Consider the following 20,761-nt stretch of genomic DNA (forward strand, 5'->3'; position numbering starts at 1 on the left):
TTCTCTAGCGGGCGAGCTCTGCGAGAGCCTGAAAGAGCTTGCGAAGTGCCACGACGATCGCGACGCACGCGCCGATTGCGATGGCGATGCGCTCGATCTGCGCTTCCTTTTCTCGTGTCTCGTCAACGTTCTTCATCATCGATATCGTCACTCCAGCGTTCGGTGGAAGAAGTCCACCGAGCGGCGCCACGCCGTCTCCGCCTCCTCGTGTTTGTAATTTCCCAGACCCTTAGGATTGCAGAAGGCGTGTCCGGCATCGTACCGATAGAACTCGTATGGCACGTTGCCCGCCTTGAGTCGCTCTTCGAGCGCATCGACGGTCGCAATATTGAAGAACTCGTCGTGGAGCGCCCAGTGCCCCATCAAGGGAATGCGAATCTTCGACGGGTCGCCCGCTTCCGGCGGCGGGCAGCCGTAGTAGACGACGGCCGCGTCGAACTCCGGCACGTACATTGCAGCGAGAAGCGCGAGCGCGCCCCCCATGCAGTACCCGGTGACGCCGACCTTGGAACTGCGCTGTTTCAAGAACTGCGCCGCACCACGCGCATCCTGGTTCGCCGCGTCGCCGAAGTCCAGGCCCTGCATCAGATGATTGGCTTCGTCGCCCGTTGCAGCGACACGTCCGCGATAGAGGTCGGGGACCAAGGCCCTGAAGCCTTCGGAGGCGAGGCGCTCCGCGGTATGCTTCATCTGGTCGTTGACGCCCCACCACTCCTCGAGCATGACGACGCCCGGAGCGGCAGGCCGATCCGGCGGCTCGGCCAGATACCCGGGAGCGCGCTTTGCGTCGGGACGGGCGAACTCGATCATCGACCCCATGAGGCGTCCTTTAGGCGACGCCTTCCTCGGCGTCCTGTCGATCCATGTTGGAGGCCTTGTCGTTCGTGAGCCAGGCGTTTGCGGCGCGGACGCCCTCGGCCGGAACGCGCTCTTCGAACCAGCGAAGAATCTCCTCGTCGGTCGTGTGCGCGCGTATCGCAGCATTGAACTGCTCGGGAGTCACTCCCCAGCGTTCCAGCACCCCGCGATCCATCGGGCACGGATAGATGTAGTCGTGGATCGCGCCGGCCGCCGCTGCGCGCGCCTTGTCGAAGACGCGCAGGAGCCACAGCGCCCCTCCTGCAGACTCCCGACCTCGCCGTGGAAATGTCGTACCGTCGCGAAAATCAGTAGGCATGCGGCCCATAACCTCCGGCGTTCGGAGCGGGTTGCCGCCGCCGAGCGCACGAATCCGCGGCGAGAGATGAGCGTACTTCGGCTCGGGGACTCTTCACGCTGGCATGCGACGATCGCTGTTCTCGCAGCTGCAGCCCTCTACGCGCTGCTTCCTCCGAACTACACGATCGGGCCGGCGTGGATCGCCCCGATGATGGTGCTGATCGTGCTCGTTCCGCTGCTGGTCATGCGTGTTCGCGGCGCGGAATGGAAGCTCCAGCGCGCGGCGTCGATCGTGCTCATCGCGATCGTGAACTTCTTCAACGCCACGTCGGTCGTGCTGCTCGTCTACTATCTGCTCGCTGCCTCCCGCCATCAAACCGGTGCAGAACTCCTGACCGCCGGGGCGCAGATTTGGATCACGAACGTCCTCGTCTTCGCCCTTTGGTACTGGGAGCTTGACGGCGGTGGGCCGTACCCGCGGTCGCTGCATGCCTCGGCACGCGAAATCGCCGACGCGGACTTCCTCTTTCCGCAGATGGCCGCCAACCCCGGACAGGCCGCGTGCATTGCAGCCGACTGGAAGCCGCAGTTCGTCGACTACCTCTACCTCGCTTTCGTGACCGCAACCGCGCTCAGCCCTGCCGACGTTATGCCGCTCAGCCCTATGGCAAAGATGCTCATGCTCCTGGAAGGCTTGATCTCGCTCGTGACCCTGGCGCTCGTGCTGGCACGCGCGGTCAACGTCCTCGCATAGCTTCCCTAGGATGGCCGGGCGAGCGGAACGAACCGAGGGGGGCCGTGGCGCGCGGGTATGATGTAATGGTAGCCTGCGACCTTCCCAAGGTTGATGCGTGGGTTCGATTCCCACTACCCGCTCCACGTTTCGGCGACGTAGCCAAGTGGTAAGGCAGAGCTCTGCAAAAGCTCCATCCGGCAGTTCGAATCTGCCCGTCGCCTCAAACTCCCAGAAGTCCTCGACATGCGCGTCGCCGTAGTAGGCGCTGGGGCCATCGGCGGTTTTTTGGCAGCCGCGCTCGCTCGCTCGGGCATCTCGACTGCCGTGGTCGCGCGGGGCGAACACCTCGACGCGATCCGCGCGCAAGGCGTGCGCGTCGATAGCGATCTTGGCTCGTTCAGCGCGCGCGTCGACGCGGCAGCGGACCTGCGCGATCTCGCTCCGGCCGACGCGCTGCTGTTGACCTTCAAGGCGCATCAGTGGCCGAGCTTTCTCGAACAACTCGCGCCGTACGCCGGCAGAAGCGCGCCCATCGTAACCATGCAAAACGGCATTCCGTTTTGGTTCGAGCGTAATCCGCCGCTCGAGTCCGTCGACCCCGGCGGGCGAATCGGTGCGCTCTTCGACGACGCGCAGACGATCGGAGGCGTCGTGCACGTCTCGGGGCACGTGGCCGAGCCCGGTCGCGTCGTGCAGAGCGGCGGCCTTCGCTACATACTCGGCGAGGCGATCGGAACAAACGGCACGCGCGTAGCGGAGATTGCGAGCGTGCTGCGTACTGCCGGCCTCGCCGTGGAGGTCGACGACGCTATTCGTCGCGCGCTGTGGTTCAAGCTCGTTGGGAATGCGAGCCTCAACCCCGTGAGCGCTGCGACGCACGAGACCATCGGGCAGATCGTGCGCGATCCGCCGGTTCTTGCGCAGGTGCGCGCGCTGATGTGTGAAGTGCTCGACGTCGGCAAGCGTCTGGGCTTGGTGGGCAACGTGGAAGAAGAGGCTGACGCGCGTATCGCGTATGCGTCGCGCCTCGACGATGTGAAGACTTCGATGCTGCAAGATCTGGAGGCGGGCCGCCCGCTCGAGCTCGATCCGATTCTCGGAGCGGCGATCGAGCTTGCAGATCGGCGCGGCATCCCGGTGCCGCGCCTGCGCGCCATCGCCGAGCAGCTGCACGAGCTCGCGTCTTAGGCATTGCGCGTTGCTTGCCCGCCGCATCATCCCATGTCTGGACGTCAAAGACGGGCGCGTCGTCAAGGGCGTGAACTTCGTCTCGCTGCGCGATGCAGGCGATCCGGTTGGGCTGGCAGCGCTCTACGAGAGCCGCGGTGCCGACGAGTTGGTCTTTCTCGACATCACCGCGACGATCGAAGGGCGCAAGGCGACGCATGAGGTGGTACGGGCCGTGGCCTGCGATCTGTCGATTCCGTTTGCCGTCGGGGGCGGCGTTGATGGCGTGGAAGAGGTGCGCGCGCTGCTACGAGCCGGGTGCGACAAGGTGTCGCTCAATAGCGCTGCGGTTCGCGACCCGGACGTGCTGCGCCGCGCTTCGGCGGAGTTCGGCAGCCAATGCATCCTGCTGGCGATTGACGCGCGCCGGCGAGACGGCGGCTGGGATGTTGTGATCGACGGCGGCCGCACGCCGACCGGCCGCGACGCGATCGCGTGGGCGAACCAAGCCTGCGGGCAGAGCGGTGCGGGCGAAGTGCTGCTGACGTCGATGGATCGCGACGGGACGCGATCGGGCTACGATCTGGAGCTCACGCGCGCCGTTCGCGCTGCGGTTCCCGTGCCGGTCATCGCCTCGGGCGGCGCCGGATCGCTGGAGGACTTCGCGCGCGTCTTTATCGAGGCGGAGGCCGACGCCGCGCTTGCGGCATCGCTCTTTCACTTCGGCGAGATCGACATTCCCATATTGAAGGAAGCGCTGGCGAAGCGCGGCATTCCCATTCGACCATGGACCTCGCAGGGCTGAAGTTCGACGATCGCGGTCTGCTCCCGGTGATCATCTCTGATGCGTGTACCGGTGACGTGCTGACGCTTGCCTGGGCAAACCGCGACGCCCTCGAGCGCACAGCGCAGACGCGCGAGGCGCACCTCTTCAGCCGTAGCCGAGAACGCCTGTGGCGTAAAGGTGAAGAGAGCGGGAACGTCCAGCACGTCGTCGAGATGGTGGCGGACTGCGACGGTGACGCCGTGCTCTATCGCGTCGATCCGAGCGGCCCTGCGTGCCACACGGGCGAGCGGAGCTGCTTCCATACGACGCTGCTGGAGCGAGAACGGGACTGCGTTGCAGGCGACTTTCTCCGCGCCGTCGCGTACCTGCAGCGCGTCCTTCACGAGCGGAAGACGTCCGCGCCGGCCGGCTCGTACGTCGCAACGCTCTACGCCGGCGGAGTCGATCGAATCGGGAAGAAGGTTGGCGAAGAGGCGACCGAGGTCGTCATCGCGGCGAAGAACGCCGCCGACGACCCCGTTGTGTGGGAGGCCGCGGATTTGCTCTTTCATCTGTTCGTGTTGCTCCAAGCACGCAACATCTCCATCGACCGCGTCGGAGCGCATCTGCTCGAGCGTGCGCGGTAGCGACCCGATCGCTGCGCCCACGGCAATCGACGAGTTGGAGGGCGTCGGTGAGAAGTCCGCGCGGCTCTTTCGCGCGCTCCGCATCGAGAGCGCACGCGATCTACTCGACTATTTTCCGTTTCGCTACGACGATCTCCGCGAGCCGATGCCCGCCGCGAGTTTGCGCGACGTCGCGCCCGACGAGCATGCGGAGGTCAACGCGCTCGGCCGCGTCGTCGGCGTACGCGAACGGCGCGCCCGCAGTCTCGAGATCGTCGAGGTGCGGGCGGAAGACGAGAGTGGTGCGTTCATTGCGAAGTGGATTGGACAACGGCGGTTCGTCATCGGCCGCTTTCGCGAGGGGATGCGGCTCTTCGTTCGTGGTCGCCTCGAGCGCTCGCTGGCGGAGCCCATCGTGAACGTTACGCAGTATCGCATGCTTGGGGAGGACGAGCGGTACCGCGGCGAGTTGGTCCCCGTCTACCGCGCGAGCAAGGAGCTTCCGACGCGCAAGATCGGGCTCGTAGTGAGGAAGAATCTCTCGCTTCTGCTCCAGCTCGCGGGCGAGGACGTGGTTCCAGCGGCTCTGGCGCAAGAGCGCAATCTCCCGCCCTTGCACGACGCCTATCGCGCGGTCCACGCACCGCAGACGCCCGAAGAAGCGGAACGCGCGCGCGCGCGTTTTGTCTTCGCGGAGTTTCTGGTGCTCGCTGCGGGCGCGCAACTGCGCCGCCTCCACCGAGAGCGGGAGCACGACGCGGCAGCACTGCAGCCTCCCGCGTCTTTACTCGACGAACTGGAGGCGACGCTGCCGTTCGCGCTGACGAACGCGCAGCGACGCGCGATCGGTGAGATCTGGAGCGACATGTCGCGAGACGTTCCCATGAATCGTCTGCTGCAAGGCGACGTCGGCAGCGGCAAGACGCTCGTCGCAGCCGCCGCGGTGCTGCTCGCGGCGCAAAACGGCTTTCAGTCTGCACTGATGGCGCCGACCGAGATTCTCGCGACGCAACATGCGCAGAAGCTGAGTCAGCTGCTCGTGCCGTTTCATATAAACGTGGAGCCGATCCTAGGAAGCCAAGGGCAGCGGGCACGTCAAACGGCCGTGGACCGCATTGCCGGCGGAGAAGCCGGGCTCGCCGTCGGGACGCACGCGCTGCTAACCGAGAACGTAGAGTTTTCACGACTGGGCCTCGCGATCATCGACGAGCAGCAGCGCTTTGGGGTCGAGCATCGCGCGCGGTTGCGCGCAAAAGGCGTCGCACCGCACACGCTGCACATGACGGCGACGCCGATTCCGCGCACCCTCGCGCGAGTGCTGTACGCGGACCTCGATGAGTCTCGTGTGGACGAGATGCCTCCGGGTCGGCTCGCGGTGAAGACGTTTGCGGTGCGGGCGTCTCGACGCGACGACGTCTATGCGTTCGTGCGCGCGGTCGTGGCGCGGGGAGGCCAAGTGTACGTGGTCGCCCCGGCGATCGACGAGGCCGAAAATGGGGCGACCGGCGCTGTCGGTGTGTTCGAGCACCTGCAGCGCGACGTTTTTGCCGATCTGCGCTTGGGGTTGGTGCACGGCCGTCTCGGTGCGCGTGAGAAAGAAGCGACAATGCAGCGATTCCTGCGCGGCCAGATCGACGTCCTCGTAGCGACAACGGTCATCGAGGTGGGCGTCGACGTTCCAAACGCCCAGCTCATGGTCGTGCTCGACGCCCAACGGTACGGGCTCGCGCAGCTGCACCAACTTCGCGGGCGCGTGGGACGCGGAGCTGCGCAGTCGTCGTGCGTCCTCGTCTATCCCGACGACCGCGACGAGACGCAGCGCTTGGCGATCCTCGCGCAAAGCAACGACGGCTTTGCCATCGCCGAAGCGGACTTGGAGATACGCGGATCGGGAGAGTTCGCGGGAACCGTGCAGTCGGGCAAAGACGCGTTACGGTTTGGAGACGTCGCGCGAGACTTCGCGATCTACGCCGAGGCTCGAACTGCCGCGGAGCAGATCATGCGTGACGACCCCGCGCTCGGGGAGCCTGCGAATGCGGGGCTGAGGGCCGCGCTCGACGCGACGCCCTCACTGCACGTGCTGCTGACGTCGTCCTAGGAATCAGCACTTGCCTGAGCGCGCAAGGTGCGGCGCCGCTTCGGTTTGAAAGCCGCCGTATGCCCCGCGCCTTGATTCGCCTGCTGCTTTGCTGCTGCTCGCTCCTGCCGCTCGCGCTCTCGACGCGCTCGGCCGGTGCGCAAGGCGTGAGCGTCACGCGTGCGACGCTCGCAAACGGACTACAGGTGGTCGTCGTGCACGATCCGCTCGCCCCGGTGGTCACGGCGGTCATGAACTATCGCGTCGGCTCCGACGAGCAATCGTTGCCGGGCTTGGCGCACGCGACCGAGCACATGATGTTTCGCGGCAGCGCGACGCTGTCGTCCTCGTCGTTCATGGACGTCGTCAGCATGACCGGCGGCAACTTCGACGCGGACACGCGCAACGACGTCACGCAGTACTATTTTACGGTTCCGGCACGGTATCTCGATATCGCGCTACGACTCGAGCGCGCGCGCGCGACCGGCCTCTCGATGGCGCAGAGTCAGTGGAACCAAGAGCGGCTCGCGATCACGCAAGAGGTTACTCAAGACAACTCCAATGCGATCTACCGGCTCTTCACGAAGATGTCGCAGCGCATGCTGGCCGGAACGCCATACGCGCACAACACGCTCGGCACGATTCGCGCCTTCGCGAGAGAGATCAACCGGCCGCAGCTACTCTCGTTCTATCGCACGTGGTACCATCCGAATAATGCCGTCTACGTCATTGCCGGCGACGTCGATGGCCCGAGTACGATCGCAGCCGTGCGGCGCATCTTCGGCGACGTGCCGGCGGCGCCGCTGCCGCGCCGCCCCACGGTGCGCCTGCGGCCGCTGACGGCGGTAACGTATCGCGAGTCGAGCGACCTGCCGGTAACCGTCGTCATGCTCGGCTACCGGATGCCCGGCTACCGCAGTCCCGATTACGCCGCGGGACAGATTCTCGGCGACGTGCTGGCGAGCCAGCGCTCAGCTCTCTACGAGCTCGTGGCGCGCGGAAAGATGCTCTACACGACGTTCCAAGCCGACTCGTACGCGCGAACGTCGATCGGCGTCGTGTTTGGCGTCGTACCGGTAACGGCGAACGTGCAGGACGCTGCAGCGGAAATGCGCGCCGCCATAGATCGGTATCGCCGTAGCGGCGTGCCGCGAGACCTCGTCGCGGCTGCGAAGCGTCGCGAGATCGCGCAGCGCGAGTTCTCCCGCAGCTCGGTGCAAAGCCTCGCGTTCGATTGGAGCGACGCGCTCGCAGTGCAGGGCCTGCAGGCTCCCGACGACGCGATCGCCGCGTTCGGCCGCGTGACCGAGGCGGACGTAAACCGCGTCCTGCGCAGCGACCTCGCCGCCTCGCGTACGGTGAGCGCTTACGCGGTGCCGCACAACGCTGGTGCGCCCAGCATGGGATCGTCCGGTCTCGCTGCGGAGACGAACCGCATCGCGCCGACGAGTCACGCGCAGCTTCCGCCGTGGGCCCGCAACATTCTCGCCCATCCGCGCGTTCCTGCGCAGACGCTCTCGCCTGCGTCGTTCACCCTCGCAAACGGTCTGCGGGTCGTCATTCAGCCGGAGACGAGCTCCCACAGCGTGACGCTGAGCGGAACGATCCGAAACGATCCGCAAGTACAGGAGCCGGCTGGAGAGGACGGCGTGGCCGGCGTAACGTCGGCGCTGCTGCCGTACGGCACGACGACGTATAGCCGTCTGGGCTACCAGACCGCGCTGGACGCGATCGCCGCCGACGTCAACACCGGTACGGACTTCTCGCTGCGCGTGCTCGCGTCAGATTTCGATAGAGGTGTAGCATTGCTCGCAGACGACGAGCTGCACCCGGCGCTCTCTACGGCAGACTTCGCCATCGTCAAGCGGCAGGAGGCGCAGGCCCTCGTCGGCGAGGCAAACTCACCAGACCATCTGACGGACGTGGCGCTCGCCGACGCCCTCTATCCGCCCGGCGATCCAGCGCGCCGCTTCGCGACGGCAGCGAGCGTCGATGCGCTGACGCTGGACGACGTTCGCAACTGGTATGCGGCTGCGTACCGGCCCGACCTCACCACGATCGTGATCGTCGGCGACGTAGGCCCGCAGCACGCGCGCTCCGTGATCGAGCGATACTTCGGCGCGTGGCGATCGGTAGGCCCCAAACCACGTACCGAGCCTCCGCCGGTCGGGCTCAACATGCCGTCGGCCATCGTCATTCCAGCGACGGGGCGCGTGCAATCGTCCGTGACGCTCGACGAGACGTCGGGATTCGGCCGAACGTCGAGCGATTGGGCGGCACTCCAAGTCGCGAACACGGTCCTCACGGGCGGTTTCTATAGCTCCTTGCTCTATCACGACGTGCGGGAGGTGCACGGCTACGCGTACGCGGTGGGCAGCAGCATGGATGCGCGGCCGACGCGCTCCAGCGTCACGATTACGTACGCATGCGATCCGAAGAACATTCTGCCCGCGCAGGCTCTCGTCGTGCGCGACCTCCTGCAGCTCCAATCGCGCCCGTTGTCCGCCGATCGGTTGATGCTCGCCAAAGCGCTGTTGATGGGGCGCGTTCCGATCCTGGAGGCAAGCTACGACGGCGTCGCCGCGCAGCTCCTTGACGACGCGTCGCGCGGCCTTCCGCTGGACCAAAATCTCATCGACGCACGCGCAGAACTGCGCGCGACGGCATCGCAGGTGCAGGCGGCGGTGCGGCGATGGATCCGGCCGCGCGATTTCGTGCGCGTCGTCACCGGTCCTGGCCCGGGTCCCGGCGAGTGATTGCCGTGCAAACGTGCGCAATTGCCTTCGATATCGACCACACGCTCGCGATCGATAACAAGCTCGAGCGCATCGCCTTTCTGCGGCTCCTCGCGCGTATCGACGGCGAAGGGGGAAGGCTGCTCGGAACGCTCGACCAAGAGACGAGCGCGATCGACGCATTGTTGGAGCGCCAGCGCAGCGGCGCCTTCACGATCGACGATGCGGTCCGCCGCTTCGTCAGCGAGCGTGGCGTCACGCATACCAAGCCGTTCGTCGAGCACTTTCGCGAGATCGTTCTTTCGCTCGTCGACCACGTCGTCGTGCCGCTTCCGGGCGTACCACGAATGCTCGACGAGCTGCGCGCGCGCGGAATTGCGACGGCGGTGCTCAGCAACGGCTGGAGCCCGCTGCAGCAGCGCAAGGCGGAGCGCGCCGGGTTTGCCGGTCCCGTCCTCGCGAGCGCCGACGTCGGTGCGGCCAAGCCAGATCGCAGCGCCTTCGCCGCGCTCGTCGATCGTCTCGGCCTGCCGGCACAGTGCATTTGGTACGTGGGCGACAATCCACGCACCGACGTCGCCGGCGCACATGCGGCGGGATTACGCACCGCGTGGTACAACGCCGAAGGCCGCAGATACCCGGGCGATCTCACGCCGCCGGATGCGGTAATCGCCGACATCTGCGATGCGGTCGGTCTCGTCACGCTTGCGGTGGGCTCGTAGCGAATGCCGAAGATCACGGGAGGACAACTCGGAAGCCGTAAACTGCGCTCGCCCAAGGGCGGTACGGTGCGGCCGACGCCCGGACGCGTAAAAGAGGCCCTTTTTTCGATCCTCATGCAGCGGGTCGAGGGCGCAAACGTCCTGGACCTGTTTGCCGGGACAGGAGCCATCGGCATCGAGGCGGTCTCTCGCGGTGCGGCGCGCGTCGTTTGCGTCGAGGGGGATCGCGCTATCGCTCACGCGATCGAAGAGGCAGTAGAGGAGTTGGATATCGATAAAACGCTGAGCGTCGTAGCCGCGCCTGCGGAACGCGCCCTCTATCGTATCGAGGGGCCCTTCGATATCGTCTATCTCGACCCGCCGTATGCGAGCGACGTGCCCCTGCATCTCCTGGGGCTCTTGCGCGACCGCCGCTTGCTAGCACCCGATGCAGTCGTCATCTACGAGCATGCGGCCCGCCGCATTCTTCCCGACATACCGGGGTATCGCTCTACCCGCGAAGAAGTCTACGGCGATGTGGCGCTGGCATTTCTCGCTGCAGAAGCATCGTGAAGCTTAACGGGCGTGCGTCCGTTGCGACGCATGCCATCCTTCCCGGTTCGTTCGACCCGCCCACGAACGGGCATCTCGACGTCATCGAGCGCGCGGCGGCGTGCTTCGGCCGCGTAACCGTTGCCGTCGTCGTCAACCCGCAGAAGCGGCAGCCGATGTTCTCGCTCCACGATCGTGAAGCGATGCTGAAGGAGTGCACGGCACGCCTCCCCAACGTGGCGGTGGAACACTTTCGCGGCCTGCTTGCCGACTACGTGAAGCGGATGGAGGCCGACGTGATCGTGAAAGGGCTGCGCGCTGTTTCGGACTTTGAGAACGAGATGTCGACCGCGTTGATGAACCGATCGCTCTCCAACGTCGACACGTTCTTTCTGATGTCCGACCAACGTTACTCGTTCGTCAGCTCCAGCATCGTCAAAGAGGTCTTCTTTCTCGGCGGCGACGTCGCCGCGCTCGTACCCGAGCCCGTCCTGCGCATCATGAGCGCGAAGCGGGCCGCTCGCTCGACATAACGGAGGTTCAGATGTCGGTTTATCGCGTTTTGGACAAGCTCGAGGCATACGTGCGCGAGGGCACGTGGCTCCCTGCCGGGTACCGCATTCTCTCCGAGGAGCGGCTTTCGGAGTTCATCGAGAAGATGCGAGCGACGCTCCCTGAGGAAGTCGGACGGGCAAAGATCATCACGAAGGATCACGAGCGCATGTTGCGCGCGGCGCAAGAGAAGGCGCAGGCGCTCGTGGACGACGCGGCCACTAAACACGAAGAGATGGTCGATCAGCACGAGGTCGTTCAACGCGCGCGCCGCACGGCGGAGGCCGTTCTGCGCGACGCACAGGAGCGCGCGCAGCGGGTTCGCGAGGGTGCCGATCACTATGCAGCGTCGGTCCTCGGCGAGATGGAATCGCGTCTCTCAGGCGCGCTTGGTGCCGTGCGCAAAGGGCGCGATGCGCTCTCGTCTGAGGCGACGACCGGCACGACGAGCGCGCCGCAGCTCGCAGATGCCGCGGCAAAGAGCAAGCGCGCCGCATTCGATCAGGAGCATGCGCCTGCAGACGTCGAAACGGCGACGCTCGAGGCCGTCGAGAGCTGAGCTAAGCTTCCTAGACCGGCGGCGCTTGCACGTTGTGGGCGAAGGCCTCGAGCCTCGCCCGATCGATCGCTTTGACGCGTCCGCGATCGAGCTCTACCGCTCCCGCGTTCTTCAGGCGCAGCAGCGCGCGCGCCGCCATGTCTCGTACGGTTCCTGCGGCCGCGGCGATCTGTGCTTGCGAGAGATGTTCCACGCCGGGAAGGCCGCGGGTCATGCCGATCGAAGCGCGCGCGTAGCCCAAGAGAAACTTTGCGACGCGCTGCAGGACGTGGGCGAACGCAAGGTCGGCGATCGTGTCGATCGAGCGCCTTCGCGCCTGCGACGCGGCGATGAGGAAGCCCAGCGCGAGCTCGGCATCGTTGCGACACGCGTGGATCACCGCTTCGCTTGAAATGGTGAGGAGCGTCGCCTGCGTGAGCGCTTCCGCGCGCGTGGTGGCGCCGCCGCCGTCGAAGGTGCCGCTCTCGTTGATCGTGTCGTGCGCGAGGCGCTCGCCGATCGTATGTGTCTTCCCGTCCGGCGAGAGCAGCGTGTAGATGATCTTGCCGCTGCGCACGATGCCGAGGTACGGCCACACTTCGCCTTCGTCGAAGATCGTCTCGCCCGCTTCATAGGATCGTTCTCCCGTCTGGCTTGCGAGCTCCTTGATCGTCGATGCCTTGGCCGTGGAGAAGGGCGGCACGTGCTGGAGGAACGACTCGACGTCGGCGTTCTCGTCGATGCGCTCGAGGCGCACGGTCCAGCGGTTCCCTCCGAAGTTGCGTGCGTCCCATGAAAAGCGGCCTGGGCGCAGCTGCATCATCTCGTTGCGCAGCGCGCGTGGATCGGTCTCCTCGACGATCTCCATGACGCCGCCGAGCTGGAGCTTGTCAAAGCTCTCCACGATGTGCTCCGTCCGCGTCGCAGCCGAGAGCGACCGGGCATCGAGCGTGATGGCGGCGGGACGGGTGAATGGCATTCGCCAGGCCTCCTTAGGGGGCGCGTACGTCCGTGCCTGCCGGAAGGCTCCGCGCTCGCGGGGAAGCCTCAATGCATGTCCGTGAAAGACTCCGACGTCATCGTGGTTGCAGGCGCACGCACGCCGTTCGGCAATCTCGGCGGGGCTCTCTCCGAGCTCAGCGCTACGGACCTCGGCGTGCTTGCGGCGGAAGCCGCAATCGCTCGCTCGGGCGTTCCGAGGGACCGAATCGACGACGTCGTCTTTGGCAATGTGATCCAGACGAGCGTGGATGCAGCGTACATCGCACGCCATATCGGATTGCGTGCCGGGCTGCGCGTCGACGTGCCCGCGCTCGCGGTGAACCGTCTGTGCGGATCGGGTTTGCAGGCGATTCTTTCAGCGGCACAGTCGCTCGTGCTCGGTGACGCACGCTACGCCTTGGCCGGCGGCAGCGAGTCGATGAGCCAAGCGCCGCACGTGGTTCGCGGCGCGCGCAAAGGACTGCGTTTGGGAGCGGACGTTCGCTTCGAGGATTCGCTCTGGGAGGCGTTGACGGACTCGTACAACGGCATGCCGATGGCCATTACCGCCGAGAACCTCGCATCGCAGTACGACGTGACGCGCGCGCAGAGCGACGAGTTCGCGCTGCAGAGTCAGGAACGTGCGCTCTCGGCGCGGGCGTCGGGTTTCTTCGACGAAGAGATCGTGCCGGTACGCGTCTACGGCCCGAAGGGGGAATCGGTAATCGGTGCAGACGAGGGACCGCGCGCCGGGGTGACGCTCGAGCGTCTCGCCACGCTGCCGGCGCGCTTCAAGCCCAATGGCATCGTCACCGCGGGAAACGCGAGCGGTATTAGCGACGGCGCGGCTGCCGTCGTGCTGACGACGGTGCGCCAAGCGCGGGCGGACGGCATCGCGTGGCTCGGGCGCCTAGCGGGCGCAAGCGTGCTGGGCGTCGATCCCGACCTGATGGGCATCGGTCCCGCGTACGCAATTCCGAGGGCACTGCAGAATGCGGGCATCGGAGATGAGGACCTGGCGGTGATGGAGATCAACGAAGCGTTTGCGCCGCAGGTGCTCGCCTGCATGCGCGAGCTGCGGCGCGACCCGTTCGCGCAAAACGTCAATCCGCACGGCGGCGCGATCTCACTCGGGCACCCGCTCGCCGCGTCGGGCGCGCGCCTCGCGCTGACGACGCTGCACGAGCTGCGCCGCCGGGGAGGCGGTTACGGCGTCGCGTCGGCGTGCATCGGTGGGGGCCAAGGAATCGCCGCGGTCTTCGCCGTGGAGTAGGCGGGCTCGTGTTAAACCGGCTTTGGGATCTGCTGGCGGTCGTCATCGTGCTTGCGATTGCGTGGAAGATATTTCTCGCTCCACGGTCGCTTTCGGTCGCCGCGGCATATCCGGCGCCGCACGCAACGTACCAGCGCCTCGACGGCGGGGAGTTTCGCGTAACGCAGGCGCGGGGAAGCGTGCTCTTCCTCGATTTCTACGCATCGTGGTGCGAGCCGTGCCGCGAAGAGCTGCCGAAGGTCGAAGCATACGCTCGTGCGCACCCGTCGGTGGAGGTGGTGCCGGTCGACGTCGGAGAGCCGCGCGTGGTGGCCGCGAGCTTTGCGCGCCGGTTGAATCTGCGTAACGTCGCTCTCGACCCCGAAGCCCTCTCCCGAGGGTTCTTTTCGATCTCCGGGTTTCCGACGATCGTGGCGATCGATCCGCGGGGGCGCGTTCGCGCTACGTGGGCCGGCTATGATCCCCTCGTCGAGAGTACGATGGCACATGCGGTCGCGACGCTCGCGCGCAGCGTAGAGAGCGTTACGCCCCGCTGAAGCGCGGCTTGCGCTTTTCGAGGAAGGCCCGGGCGCCTTCGCTGAAATCTGCCGTCGCGACGAGCCGTGCAAACTCGGTCGCTTCGAGTTCCAAGGCGTCGTCGAGGCTGAGATGAGCGCCGCCGTCGATCGCGCGCTTGCACGCCGCGATGGCGAGCGGAGCCTTTGCGGCGATGAGCGCGGCGATCCGTCGTGCCTCGAGCATGAGATCGCCTTGCGGAACGACGCGCTCGACCAAGCCGATTCGCAGCGCCTCCTGCGCGTCGACGATCTCGCCGGTGAGGCATAGGTACATCGCGTGGGCCCGGCCGACGAGACGCGTGGTGCGCTGAGATCCGCCGTACCCCGGAATGATTCCGAGATTGACCTCCGGCTGCCCGAGCCGTGCCGTCTGGGAGGCGATGCGAATGTCGCAAGCCAACGCGAGCTCGCAGCCTCCGCCGAGCGCGAAACCGTTGATCGCCGCGATGATCGGAACGCGCATCCGCTCCATCTGACGGGTGAGCGCCTGGCCGGTCCGAGCAGCAACCTTCGCCGCGACCGACGATTCCAGCGCCGCAAGCTCGGCGATATCTGCGCCGGCCGCGAAAGCCTTCTCGCCGCTTCCTGTGAGGATCACCGCGCGCATGGCAGGGTCGGCGTCGATGGCACGCAGCGCCGAGGAGAGCTCAGCGAGCAGTGCGCCGTTGAGCGCGTTGAGGACCGCGGGCCGATTCAACGTGACGACCGCAATGCCGCCGGCGCTCTCGATGACGAGGTTCTCGTATCGGTCAGGCATACTCGTAGAATCCCTTTCCGCTTTTACGGCCGTAGCGGCCGGCGAGCACCAGGCGTTTGAGCAGCGGCGGCGGCGCCATCGCCGGATCTTTGAACTCGTCGAACATGATCTCCGCAATGTAATACGTCGTGTCGAGCCCGACGAAGTCGAGCAGCTCGAACGGGCCCATTGGATACCCGCAACCGAGTTTCATTCCCTTGTCGATGTCCTCTTTCGTCGCCACGCCCTGCTCATAGCACCGGATCGCAGAGAGCAAATACGGGACGAGCAGGCGGTTCACGACGAATCCCGGCGTGTCTTGCGCGAGTATCGGCTCCTTATCGAGCCTACGCGAGAAGGCGAAGAGCGTGTCGACGACCTCTTGCGATGTGGCAATCGTCTTCACGATCTCGACGAGCTTCATGATGGGCACGGGATTGAAGAAGTGCAAGCCGGCGACGCGGTTCGGGCGCGTGGTTTTTGCGGCAAGCTCGATGACGCACAGGCTTGATGTGTTCGTGCAGAGGATTGCGTGCGGAGCGAGCAGCGCGTCGAGTCGCGCAAACAGTCCCGCCTTTGCCTCGGCGTTCTCGACGATTGCCTCGATCGCCAGATCGCACTCCTTGAGATCGTCTATTTGCGTCGTCGGGCGAATGCGAGCGAGAACGCGATCGCGCTCGGCTCGATCGATGCGCCCTCGCTCGACGAACCTGTCGAGAGAGGCCTCGATCGCGGACATCCCGCGCCGTAGTGGAGAGTCTTCGACTTCCGCCAGGGTGACGTCGTAGCCCGCCGCGGCGCAGGCTTGCGCGATGCCGTTTCCCATCAAGCCGGCGCCGCAGACGCCGACCGCACGAATCTCCGTCATGACGTGACTCTACCACAAGCGCGCCCGATGACGTATAATGCTTTCATGCGAACGGTCTACCATGAAGCGCTCGAAGGGACGCGGCTCGACGTCGTGCGCCTGGGCGCGCTCGTCGGAGACGCACTGCGTGCGGCAGCCGACGCGCTCGAGCGGCGGAACGCGGCGACGGGGGCGCGCGTCGTGGCAGGCGACGACATCGTGGACGACTTGCGCCGCAAAATCGAGTCGAATTGCATCGAGTTGATCTGGCGACAGCAGCCGGTCGCGGGCGAGCTGCGAGAGATCGCCGCGATGTTGAACCTGGCGACCGATCTGGAGCGGATCGGCGACTATGCCGTGGAGCTGGCAAAGAACGCGATCAAGCTCGCCGACATGCCCTTGCGGCCGCAGCGCGTCGAGATCGACCGAATCGTCGGCGTGGTCCACGGGATGTTGCTCGATGCGATGAGAGCCTACTCCGAGCGCGACGACGCCCTTGCAAGCTCGGTGATCGAGCGCGACGCGGAGGTGGATCGCCTGTACAAACGGAGCATCACCGTCCTGCAAGAAGAGATGCAAGCCGATCCGGAGATCGTTCCTGCCGCGACGCGGTTTCTGTTCATCTTGACGTCGCTCGAGCGCGCCGGGGATAGGGCCGGCAATATCGCCTGGCACACCAAAGACATGCTCGGCCTCGGCTAGTTTTGTTCAGGCTGTTGTCGCCTCGGGGCTCGTTTACCATAGTAAACGTCGCCCGCTCGGCTCCTAAGCCTGAACAAAACTACCTCGAGAGCATGCTGTTGTCGCCTCGGGGCTCGTGTACCATAGTAAACGTCGCCCGCTCGGCTCCTAAGCCTGAACAAAACTACCTCGAGAGCATGCTGTTGTCGCCTCGGGGCTCGTTTACCATAGTACACGTCGCCCGCTCGGCTCCTAAGCCTGAACAAAACTAGGTCGAAACCGGATCGAGAACGTGTGACGCCTTTGCCGCGATCTGAGTTTCTCGTTCCCGAGAAGCTCGTGTATCTGAATCACGCTGCCACGGGCATTCTGCCGCGTTGCACGCGCGATGCGTGTACGGCTTTCGTGCAGGCTCAAAGCGAAGGCGGTGTCCTGGGAACGTTTCCATACGAGCTGCGGATGCCGGAGTTTCGCACGAAGCTGGCGGGGTTCATCGGAGCTCAAGGCGATGAGGTCGCCTTTCTGCGCAGTACGAGCGAAGCGACGAACGTTCTTGCGCTGGGCCTTGACTGGGCCCCGGGCGACGAAGTCCTTCTATGCGACAACGAGTTCCCTGCGAACGCGATTCCGTGGCTTGCGCTGCGTTCGCGCGGCGTCGTGGTGCGTTTCATCGAGACCGCGCGCGAACGGATGACGCCGGAGGTGCTCCGGCATTCGCTCTCTGCGCGCACGCGCGTCGTGACCGTGTCATGGGTTTCGTTTGCGGACGGATACCGGCACGATCTCGCCGCACTTGCCGAGATCGCGCACGCGCGTGGAGCGTTTCTCTGCGTCGACGGCATTCAAGGTTTGGGAGTCTTCCCGATGGACGTGGGTGCTTGCAACGTGGACGCGTTCTATGGCGGCGGGCAGAAGTGGATGCTCGCACTACAAGGAATTTCGTATCTGTACGTGGGCGAAAGACTGCGCGAGCGGCTCAGCGTCGCGGCGCCCGGGTGGCGGTCGCTTTCGAACATGTGGGATTTTCTCGACTATGCTCAGCCCTACGCCGGGGACGTGTCGAGATTTGAAGGCGGAACGCCGAGTTTCATCGGCGCCCTCTCGCTGGCTTCATCGGTCGAGTTCTTGGAACGCTACGATCGTCGCGCGGTCGCGGAGCACGTGCTCGCGCTCACCGATCGTCTCGTCGAAGGCATAGAGCGCGCCGGCGCCGAGACCGCCGCTCCGCGGGGGCCGGGCGTCTCTTCGGGCATCGTAACGATCGTTGCGAGCGGCGAGGATCCGGTCGAGCTCGGGCGCAGACTGCAGCGCGAAGGCATCGTCACCACGTATCGAGGCAACGGCATCCGCGTGGCGCCACACGGCTACAACACATTCGAGGAGATCGACGCGCTGCTCGACGCAATCGCGCCTAGTATCCGCCTTCCTTAACGACGCAGGGAGCCATGACCGCTTCCTTCATGCCGTGGATGAGATGCTTATCCGACGGCGCGACCGTCGCCAGCACGCCGCCGAGCGTAACGTTCTGCTCCGCGGCTGTAGCCTGCCCTGAGCTCGTCGAAGGGACGAAATAATAGGGGCAGAGCCGAACGCGCCCCTCGAAGTGCGCGATCTCGTCTTTAGCGCGATCGAAGTACGGCTGGCGCAGGCGCTTGCCTTTGTGGAAGCGCTGCAAGACATACGGCGTGCGTTCGTACGACGCGAGCGCGGTGTCCAGCGCCTGGGCCCACTCTTCCTTGGTGAGGTCGTTGGCAATCTTCACGCCGCGCGATCCCCAAGCAAGTTCTGAGAAGCCCGACGGTTTGGTGACGAAGGTGCGCTCGCTTTTGCCGAGGTCGAGCAGCTGCTTCCAATCGTTCACCGGCACGCCCGATGCCGTGAGATCGTCTAGCGACGCCTGCGGCGGGAGTGGGCGAGGATCGAGAACCCACGTGCGCGGCATGAGCGCGCGAACGCGATCGTACGCGCCGGATCCCATCTCGGCGCGCCAGAGCGCCGCGAGCGCCGGATGGTGCAGGAGCGCGAACGAGAGCTTCTCCTCGAGCTGCGCCTTCGGCGGAGGCGTCATCTTGACGCGGCCGTGACGAGCGGCGTAGAGCATCAGCTCTTGCTTGGGAATGTTGAGGAGATCGAAGAGCTCGAAGTTGCGATAGAGAACGTCGAGCTTCTCTTCGCGGCCGTCGGGGAGCCGAACAAAGAGTGCGTCCTCCGTGAAGACGATGTCTTGCGGAGCGCAGACGTAGACGTTTCCTGCGCGCAAGCGTCGCACTGCGTCGGCGATCCAGTTCATCTCGGCGCGGTAGTCTCCGGACTCATCCGAGACCACGACGGCGGTCGCCGGCTCGGCCACTCCGGATGCGGAGCGCAGCATGCCGGCAAACGCCAGCGGCATACCGTCGACGCCGCCGATCGACTCGATGCCGAGCTTGCAGTATGCTTCGGTCATCGCACCGACGAAGCCGAGGCCGCCCGGAATGCTGTCGAGTTCGGTCGCGACGAACCCATCGTCGGTCAAGAGGAGATCGGGGCGAATGACGCCCGGTAGGTCTTGTTTGAAGCGGTTCTGCCTTGCGAGACGCACGATGTGCTCAGGTTTGCCGAGGTCTAAATAGTCGGCGATGAACGCCGGTGCGGTTCCGCGCGCGCTACGCAGATAGAGCGCATTCAGCGCCCGGTAGAAGGCCAGAAGGTCGGCACCGATTTGCTCGATGCGCGCCGCGCTCTGCGGCGACAATGGAAACGGCTCGGGGCTGATGCGCCAGGCGATTCGTTCGTGCTCGTCCTCGACCCTGAAGAGCCCGGACGGAATCGTCTCGTACAGGAAATGCGCTTGCTCGCGAGCCGTGAGATTGGGTTGGACTGCCGTGCAGGCCATTAGTCGTCTCTCCCGCGGCAACAGTCCGGAATTTTGGGGTCCTTGAAGGCGATATATCTGCGTCGCACGGTCCCCATAAGGTTCCCTGCCGGCCCCCGGGTTTCACCTGCTCGACCGGGGTTTGACGCGGCGGGGTATTCTAGGGGTGGTGTCCATAGATCTCATCGCCCTCGATCTCGACGGGACGCTGCTCGATTCGCACGAGCAGGTCTCCGAAGCCAATCGCGCCGCCATCGCAGCCGCACTCGCGGAGGGCATCCGCGTCGTCCTCGTGACCGGCCGTGGCGTCGAAGCCCCGACGCAGATCTCTCACAACCTCGGGCTGGCGTTGCCGGTCATCTGCTGTCACGGCGCGCTCACGAAAGACATTCAGACGGGGAAGACCATCGGCCACATTCCCGTTCCCGCGATGTATGCGAAGCCGATGCTGGAGTTTGCGGAGGCGAAGGGCATCGACGTCGCAGTGTATCTGGAGGAGCGCTTCTATCGCATGCCGGGAGCGCGCCGCTATATGAGCGACATGCGCGGCCCTGAGTGGCAGGAGATTGCGAGCTTTCGGGATCTCCCGCAGATCGCTCCGACGTTTCTGCGCTTCCTTGGTACGGACGCCGTCTCCACGTTACGCGCGACGTTCGGCGATCTGCCGTTGCACTTCAAGTACGAAACGTGGGGTGAGTTCGAAGAGTGCGCGGTGACGAGCCGTGACGCGACGAAGCGCAATGCGCTTACGAATCTGTGCGCGACGTACGAGGTTCCGCGCGAACGCGTGCTTGCGATCGGCGACTCGCGCAACGACGTGCCGATGCTGCGCTGGGCCGGCATCGGCGTGGCGATGGGGAACGCCGAGCCGGACGTCGCCCGCGCGGTCGGGCGCGTGACGGCGGGGAACGACGACGACGGCGTCGCGCGGGCCATCGAGCGATACGTGCAAAGAGCGCCGTATCGCGCGCGCAGCGCATGACGGTTCGCGTCGTCGCCTTCGCGCGCATTCGCGAGCTGCTCGGCGCTTCGGAGAGCCTGCTGACGCTTCCCAGCGCAGCGCGCGTGCGCGACGCATGGTTGGCGTTGGCGGAACGTACGCCTGCGCTCCGCGAGCTGAGCCCGTCGACGCGCATCGCGCGCAACGGACTGCTCGTGCCGCGCGACGAGCGGCTGCAGGATGGAGACGAAATCGCGTTGCTGCCGCCGAGCGGGGGAGGGTAA

Annotated in this window: 23 protein-coding genes and 2 tRNA genes; 18 read left to right on the forward strand and 7 right to left on the reverse strand. The window is 65.5% G+C overall.

From position 1 onward, the window contains the following. Positions 1–4: 4 nt before the first annotated feature. The 3 genes from VMV82_01570 to VMV82_01580 are packed head-to-tail and all read right to left on the reverse strand — an operon-like array spanning position 5 to position 1,177. Positions 5–139, reverse strand: a complete 135-nt coding sequence (locus VMV82_01570; GenBank protein ID HUY40242.1) for a hypothetical protein — start codon at positions 137–139, stop codon at positions 5–7. A gap of 8 nt (positions 140–147) precedes the next feature. Further along, complete coding sequence (locus VMV82_01575) at positions 148–819, reverse strand: dienelactone hydrolase family protein (protein HUY40243.1); 672 nt, start codon at positions 817–819, stop codon at positions 148–150. A 10-nt stretch (positions 820–829) separates the two neighbouring features. Then, entirely contained in the window at positions 830–1,177 is a 348-nt protein-coding gene (locus tag VMV82_01580; protein HUY40244.1) for a DUF5069 domain-containing protein, read from the reverse strand. 66 nt (positions 1,178–1,243) lie between these two features. On the opposite strand from VMV82_01580, the gene VMV82_01585 reads away from it, so the two are divergent. From VMV82_01585 to VMV82_01640, 12 genes are all read left to right on the forward strand, one after another. Continuing rightward, positions 1,244–1,912 (forward strand): ion channel, encoded by a 669-nt coding sequence (locus tag VMV82_01585; protein ID HUY40245.1) that lies wholly within the window; start codon positions 1,244–1,246, stop codon positions 1,910–1,912. 51 nt (positions 1,913–1,963) lie between these two features. Then, positions 1,964–2,037, forward strand: a tRNA-Gly gene (locus VMV82_01590). Between the two features lie 6 nt (positions 2,038–2,043). Next, positions 2,044–2,115: transfer RNA gene (locus VMV82_01595), tRNA-Cys, on the forward strand. A gap of 22 nt (positions 2,116–2,137) precedes the next feature. Continuing rightward, complete coding sequence (locus VMV82_01600) at positions 2,138–3,082, forward strand: 2-dehydropantoate 2-reductase (GenBank protein HUY40246.1); 945 nt, start codon at positions 2,138–2,140, stop codon at positions 3,080–3,082. 10 nt (positions 3,083–3,092) lie between these two features. Continuing rightward, entirely contained in the window at positions 3,093–3,866 is a 774-nt protein-coding gene (gene hisF / locus VMV82_01605) for an imidazole glycerol phosphate synthase subunit HisF (protein ID HUY40247.1), read from the forward strand. Further along, the gene (hisIE, locus tag VMV82_01610) at positions 3,848–4,474 is read left to right on the forward strand and encodes a bifunctional phosphoribosyl-AMP cyclohydrolase/phosphoribosyl-ATP diphosphatase HisIE (GenBank protein ID HUY40248.1); all 627 of its coding nucleotides are present in this window, start codon (positions 3,848–3,850) and stop codon (positions 4,472–4,474) included. The genes hisF and hisIE overlap by 19 nt, the downstream gene beginning before the upstream one ends. Next, positions 4,464–6,551: an ATP-dependent DNA helicase RecG gene (gene recG / locus VMV82_01615; protein ID HUY40249.1), complete on the forward strand. Its 2,088-nt coding sequence runs from the start codon at positions 4,464–4,466 to the stop codon at positions 6,549–6,551. Before hisIE ends, recG begins: the two co-directional genes overlap by 11 nt. Positions 6,552–6,610: 59 nt before the next feature. Next, entirely contained in the window at positions 6,611–9,286 is a 2,676-nt protein-coding gene (locus tag VMV82_01620; protein ID HUY40250.1) for a pitrilysin family protein, read from the forward strand. Next, entirely contained in the window at positions 9,283–9,987 is a 705-nt protein-coding gene (locus VMV82_01625; GenBank protein HUY40251.1) for an HAD family hydrolase, read from the forward strand. The genes VMV82_01620 and VMV82_01625 overlap by 4 nt, the downstream gene beginning before the upstream one ends. A 3-nt stretch (positions 9,988–9,990) precedes the next feature. Continuing rightward, on the forward strand, positions 9,991–10,539 hold the full coding sequence (gene rsmD, locus VMV82_01630) for a 16S rRNA (guanine(966)-N(2))-methyltransferase RsmD (protein HUY40252.1): 549 nt from the start codon (positions 9,991–9,993) through the stop codon (positions 10,537–10,539). Then, a complete protein-coding gene (gene coaD, locus VMV82_01635) occupies positions 10,536–11,051 on the forward strand; it encodes a pantetheine-phosphate adenylyltransferase (GenBank protein ID HUY40253.1) in 516 nt (171 codons plus the stop codon). Before rsmD ends, coaD begins: the two co-directional genes overlap by 4 nt. Positions 11,052–11,062: 11 nt before the next feature. Then, the gene (locus tag VMV82_01640) at positions 11,063–11,629 is read left to right on the forward strand and encodes a hypothetical protein (GenBank protein ID HUY40254.1); all 567 of its coding nucleotides are present in this window, start codon (positions 11,063–11,065) and stop codon (positions 11,627–11,629) included. A gap of 10 nt (positions 11,630–11,639) precedes the next feature. On the opposite strand, the gene VMV82_01645 is transcribed toward VMV82_01640, so the two are convergent. Beyond that, positions 11,640–12,587, reverse strand: coding sequence for a cyclic nucleotide-binding domain-containing protein (locus VMV82_01645; protein HUY40255.1), 948 nt, complete (start codon positions 12,585–12,587; stop codon positions 11,640–11,642). A gap of 75 nt (positions 12,588–12,662) precedes the next feature. Between VMV82_01645 and VMV82_01650 the strand changes: the two genes are divergently transcribed. Both VMV82_01650 and VMV82_01655 read left to right on the forward strand, forming a co-directional pair. Further along, positions 12,663–13,862, forward strand: coding sequence for a thiolase family protein (locus tag VMV82_01650; GenBank protein HUY40256.1), 1,200 nt, complete (start codon positions 12,663–12,665; stop codon positions 13,860–13,862). An 8-nt stretch (positions 13,863–13,870) separates the two neighbouring features. Beyond that, positions 13,871–14,398, forward strand: coding sequence for a redoxin domain-containing protein (locus VMV82_01655; protein ID HUY40257.1), 528 nt, complete (start codon positions 13,871–13,873; stop codon positions 14,396–14,398). Here VMV82_01655 and VMV82_01660 read toward each other — a convergent pair. Further along, positions 14,385–15,176, reverse strand: a complete 792-nt coding sequence (locus VMV82_01660) for an enoyl-CoA hydratase-related protein (protein ID HUY40258.1) — start codon at positions 15,174–15,176, stop codon at positions 14,385–14,387. The genes VMV82_01655 and VMV82_01660 overlap by 14 nt on opposite strands. Then, positions 15,169–16,023 (reverse strand): 3-hydroxybutyryl-CoA dehydrogenase, encoded by an 855-nt coding sequence (locus tag VMV82_01665; GenBank protein HUY40259.1) that lies wholly within the window; start codon positions 16,021–16,023, stop codon positions 15,169–15,171. Before VMV82_01665 ends, VMV82_01660 begins: the two co-directional genes overlap by 8 nt. Positions 16,024–16,050: 27 nt before the next feature. Here VMV82_01665 and phoU point away from each other — a divergent pair, with 27 nt between their 5' ends. Together phoU and VMV82_01675 are read left to right on the forward strand one after the other, a co-directional pair. Beyond that, positions 16,051–16,704 (forward strand): phosphate signaling complex protein PhoU, encoded by a 654-nt coding sequence (gene phoU, locus VMV82_01670; GenBank protein HUY40260.1) that lies wholly within the window; start codon positions 16,051–16,053, stop codon positions 16,702–16,704. Positions 16,705–16,986: 282 nt separating this feature from the next. Then, on the forward strand, positions 16,987–18,114 hold the full coding sequence (locus VMV82_01675; GenBank protein ID HUY40261.1) for an aminotransferase class V-fold PLP-dependent enzyme: 1,128 nt from the start codon (positions 16,987–16,989) through the stop codon (positions 18,112–18,114). Here VMV82_01675 and VMV82_01680 read toward each other — a convergent pair. Then, positions 18,095–19,558 carry a hypothetical protein gene (locus tag VMV82_01680; GenBank protein ID HUY40262.1) on the reverse strand — a complete coding sequence of 488 codons (1,464 nt, stop codon included), beginning with the start codon at positions 19,556–19,558 and terminating at the stop codon, positions 18,095–18,097. The genes VMV82_01675 and VMV82_01680 overlap by 20 nt on opposite strands. Before the next feature lie 148 nt (positions 19,559–19,706). Between VMV82_01680 and VMV82_01685 the strand changes: the two genes are divergently transcribed. Together VMV82_01685 and VMV82_01690 are read left to right on the forward strand one after the other, a co-directional pair. Next, positions 19,707–20,519 carry a Cof-type HAD-IIB family hydrolase gene (locus tag VMV82_01685; GenBank protein ID HUY40263.1) on the forward strand — a complete coding sequence of 271 codons (813 nt, stop codon included), beginning with the start codon at positions 19,707–19,709 and terminating at the stop codon, positions 20,517–20,519. Continuing rightward, entirely contained in the window at positions 20,516–20,761 is a 246-nt protein-coding gene (locus VMV82_01690; protein ID HUY40264.1) for a MoaD/ThiS family protein, read from the forward strand. The genes VMV82_01685 and VMV82_01690 overlap by 4 nt, the downstream gene beginning before the upstream one ends.

It is taken from the genome of Candidatus Dormiibacterota bacterium, assembly GCA_035532035.1.
In the GTDB taxonomy this organism is placed as follows: Bacteria; Vulcanimicrobiota; Vulcanimicrobiia; order Vulcanimicrobiales; family Vulcanimicrobiaceae; genus Tyrphobacter.

Coding starts and splice junctions, on each gene's coding strand:
- VMV82_01570 (HUY40242.1), bottom strand. CDS start 139: ATGATGAAGAACGTTGACGAGACACGAGAAAAGGAAGCGCAGATCGAG.
- VMV82_01575 (HUY40243.1), bottom strand. CDS start 819: ATGGGGTCGATGATCGAGTTCGCCCGTCCCGACGCAAAGCGCGCTCCC.
- VMV82_01580 (HUY40244.1), bottom strand. CDS start 1,177: ATGCCTACTGATTTTCGCGACGGTACGACATTTCCACGGCGAGGTCGG.
- VMV82_01585 (HUY40245.1), top strand. CDS start 1,244: ATGAGCGTACTTCGGCTCGGGGACTCTTCACGCTGGCATGCGACGATC.
- VMV82_01600 (HUY40246.1), top strand. CDS start 2,138: ATGCGCGTCGCCGTAGTAGGCGCTGGGGCCATCGGCGGTTTTTTGGCA.
- hisIE (HUY40248.1), top strand. CDS start 3,848: ATGGACCTCGCAGGGCTGAAGTTCGACGATCGCGGTCTGCTCCCGGTG.
- VMV82_01620 (HUY40250.1), top strand. CDS start 6,611: ATGCCCCGCGCCTTGATTCGCCTGCTGCTTTGCTGCTGCTCGCTCCTG.
- rsmD (HUY40252.1), top strand. CDS start 9,991: ATGCCGAAGATCACGGGAGGACAACTCGGAAGCCGTAAACTGCGCTCG.
- VMV82_01640 (HUY40254.1), top strand. CDS start 11,063: ATGTCGGTTTATCGCGTTTTGGACAAGCTCGAGGCATACGTGCGCGAG.
- VMV82_01645 (HUY40255.1), bottom strand. CDS start 12,587: ATGCCATTCACCCGTCCCGCCGCCATCACGCTCGATGCCCGGTCGCTC.
- VMV82_01650 (HUY40256.1), top strand. CDS start 12,663: ATGTCCGTGAAAGACTCCGACGTCATCGTGGTTGCAGGCGCACGCACG.
- VMV82_01660 (HUY40258.1), bottom strand. CDS start 15,176: ATGCCTGACCGATACGAGAACCTCGTCATCGAGAGCGCCGGCGGCATT.
- VMV82_01665 (HUY40259.1), bottom strand. CDS start 16,023: ATGACGGAGATTCGTGCGGTCGGCGTCTGCGGCGCCGGCTTGATGGGA.
- phoU (HUY40260.1), top strand. CDS start 16,051: ATGACGTATAATGCTTTCATGCGAACGGTCTACCATGAAGCGCTCGAA.
- VMV82_01680 (HUY40262.1), bottom strand. CDS start 19,558: ATGGCCTGCACGGCAGTCCAACCCAATCTCACGGCTCGCGAGCAAGCG.
- VMV82_01690 (HUY40264.1), top strand. CDS start 20,516: ATGACGGTTCGCGTCGTCGCCTTCGCGCGCATTCGCGAGCTGCTCGGC.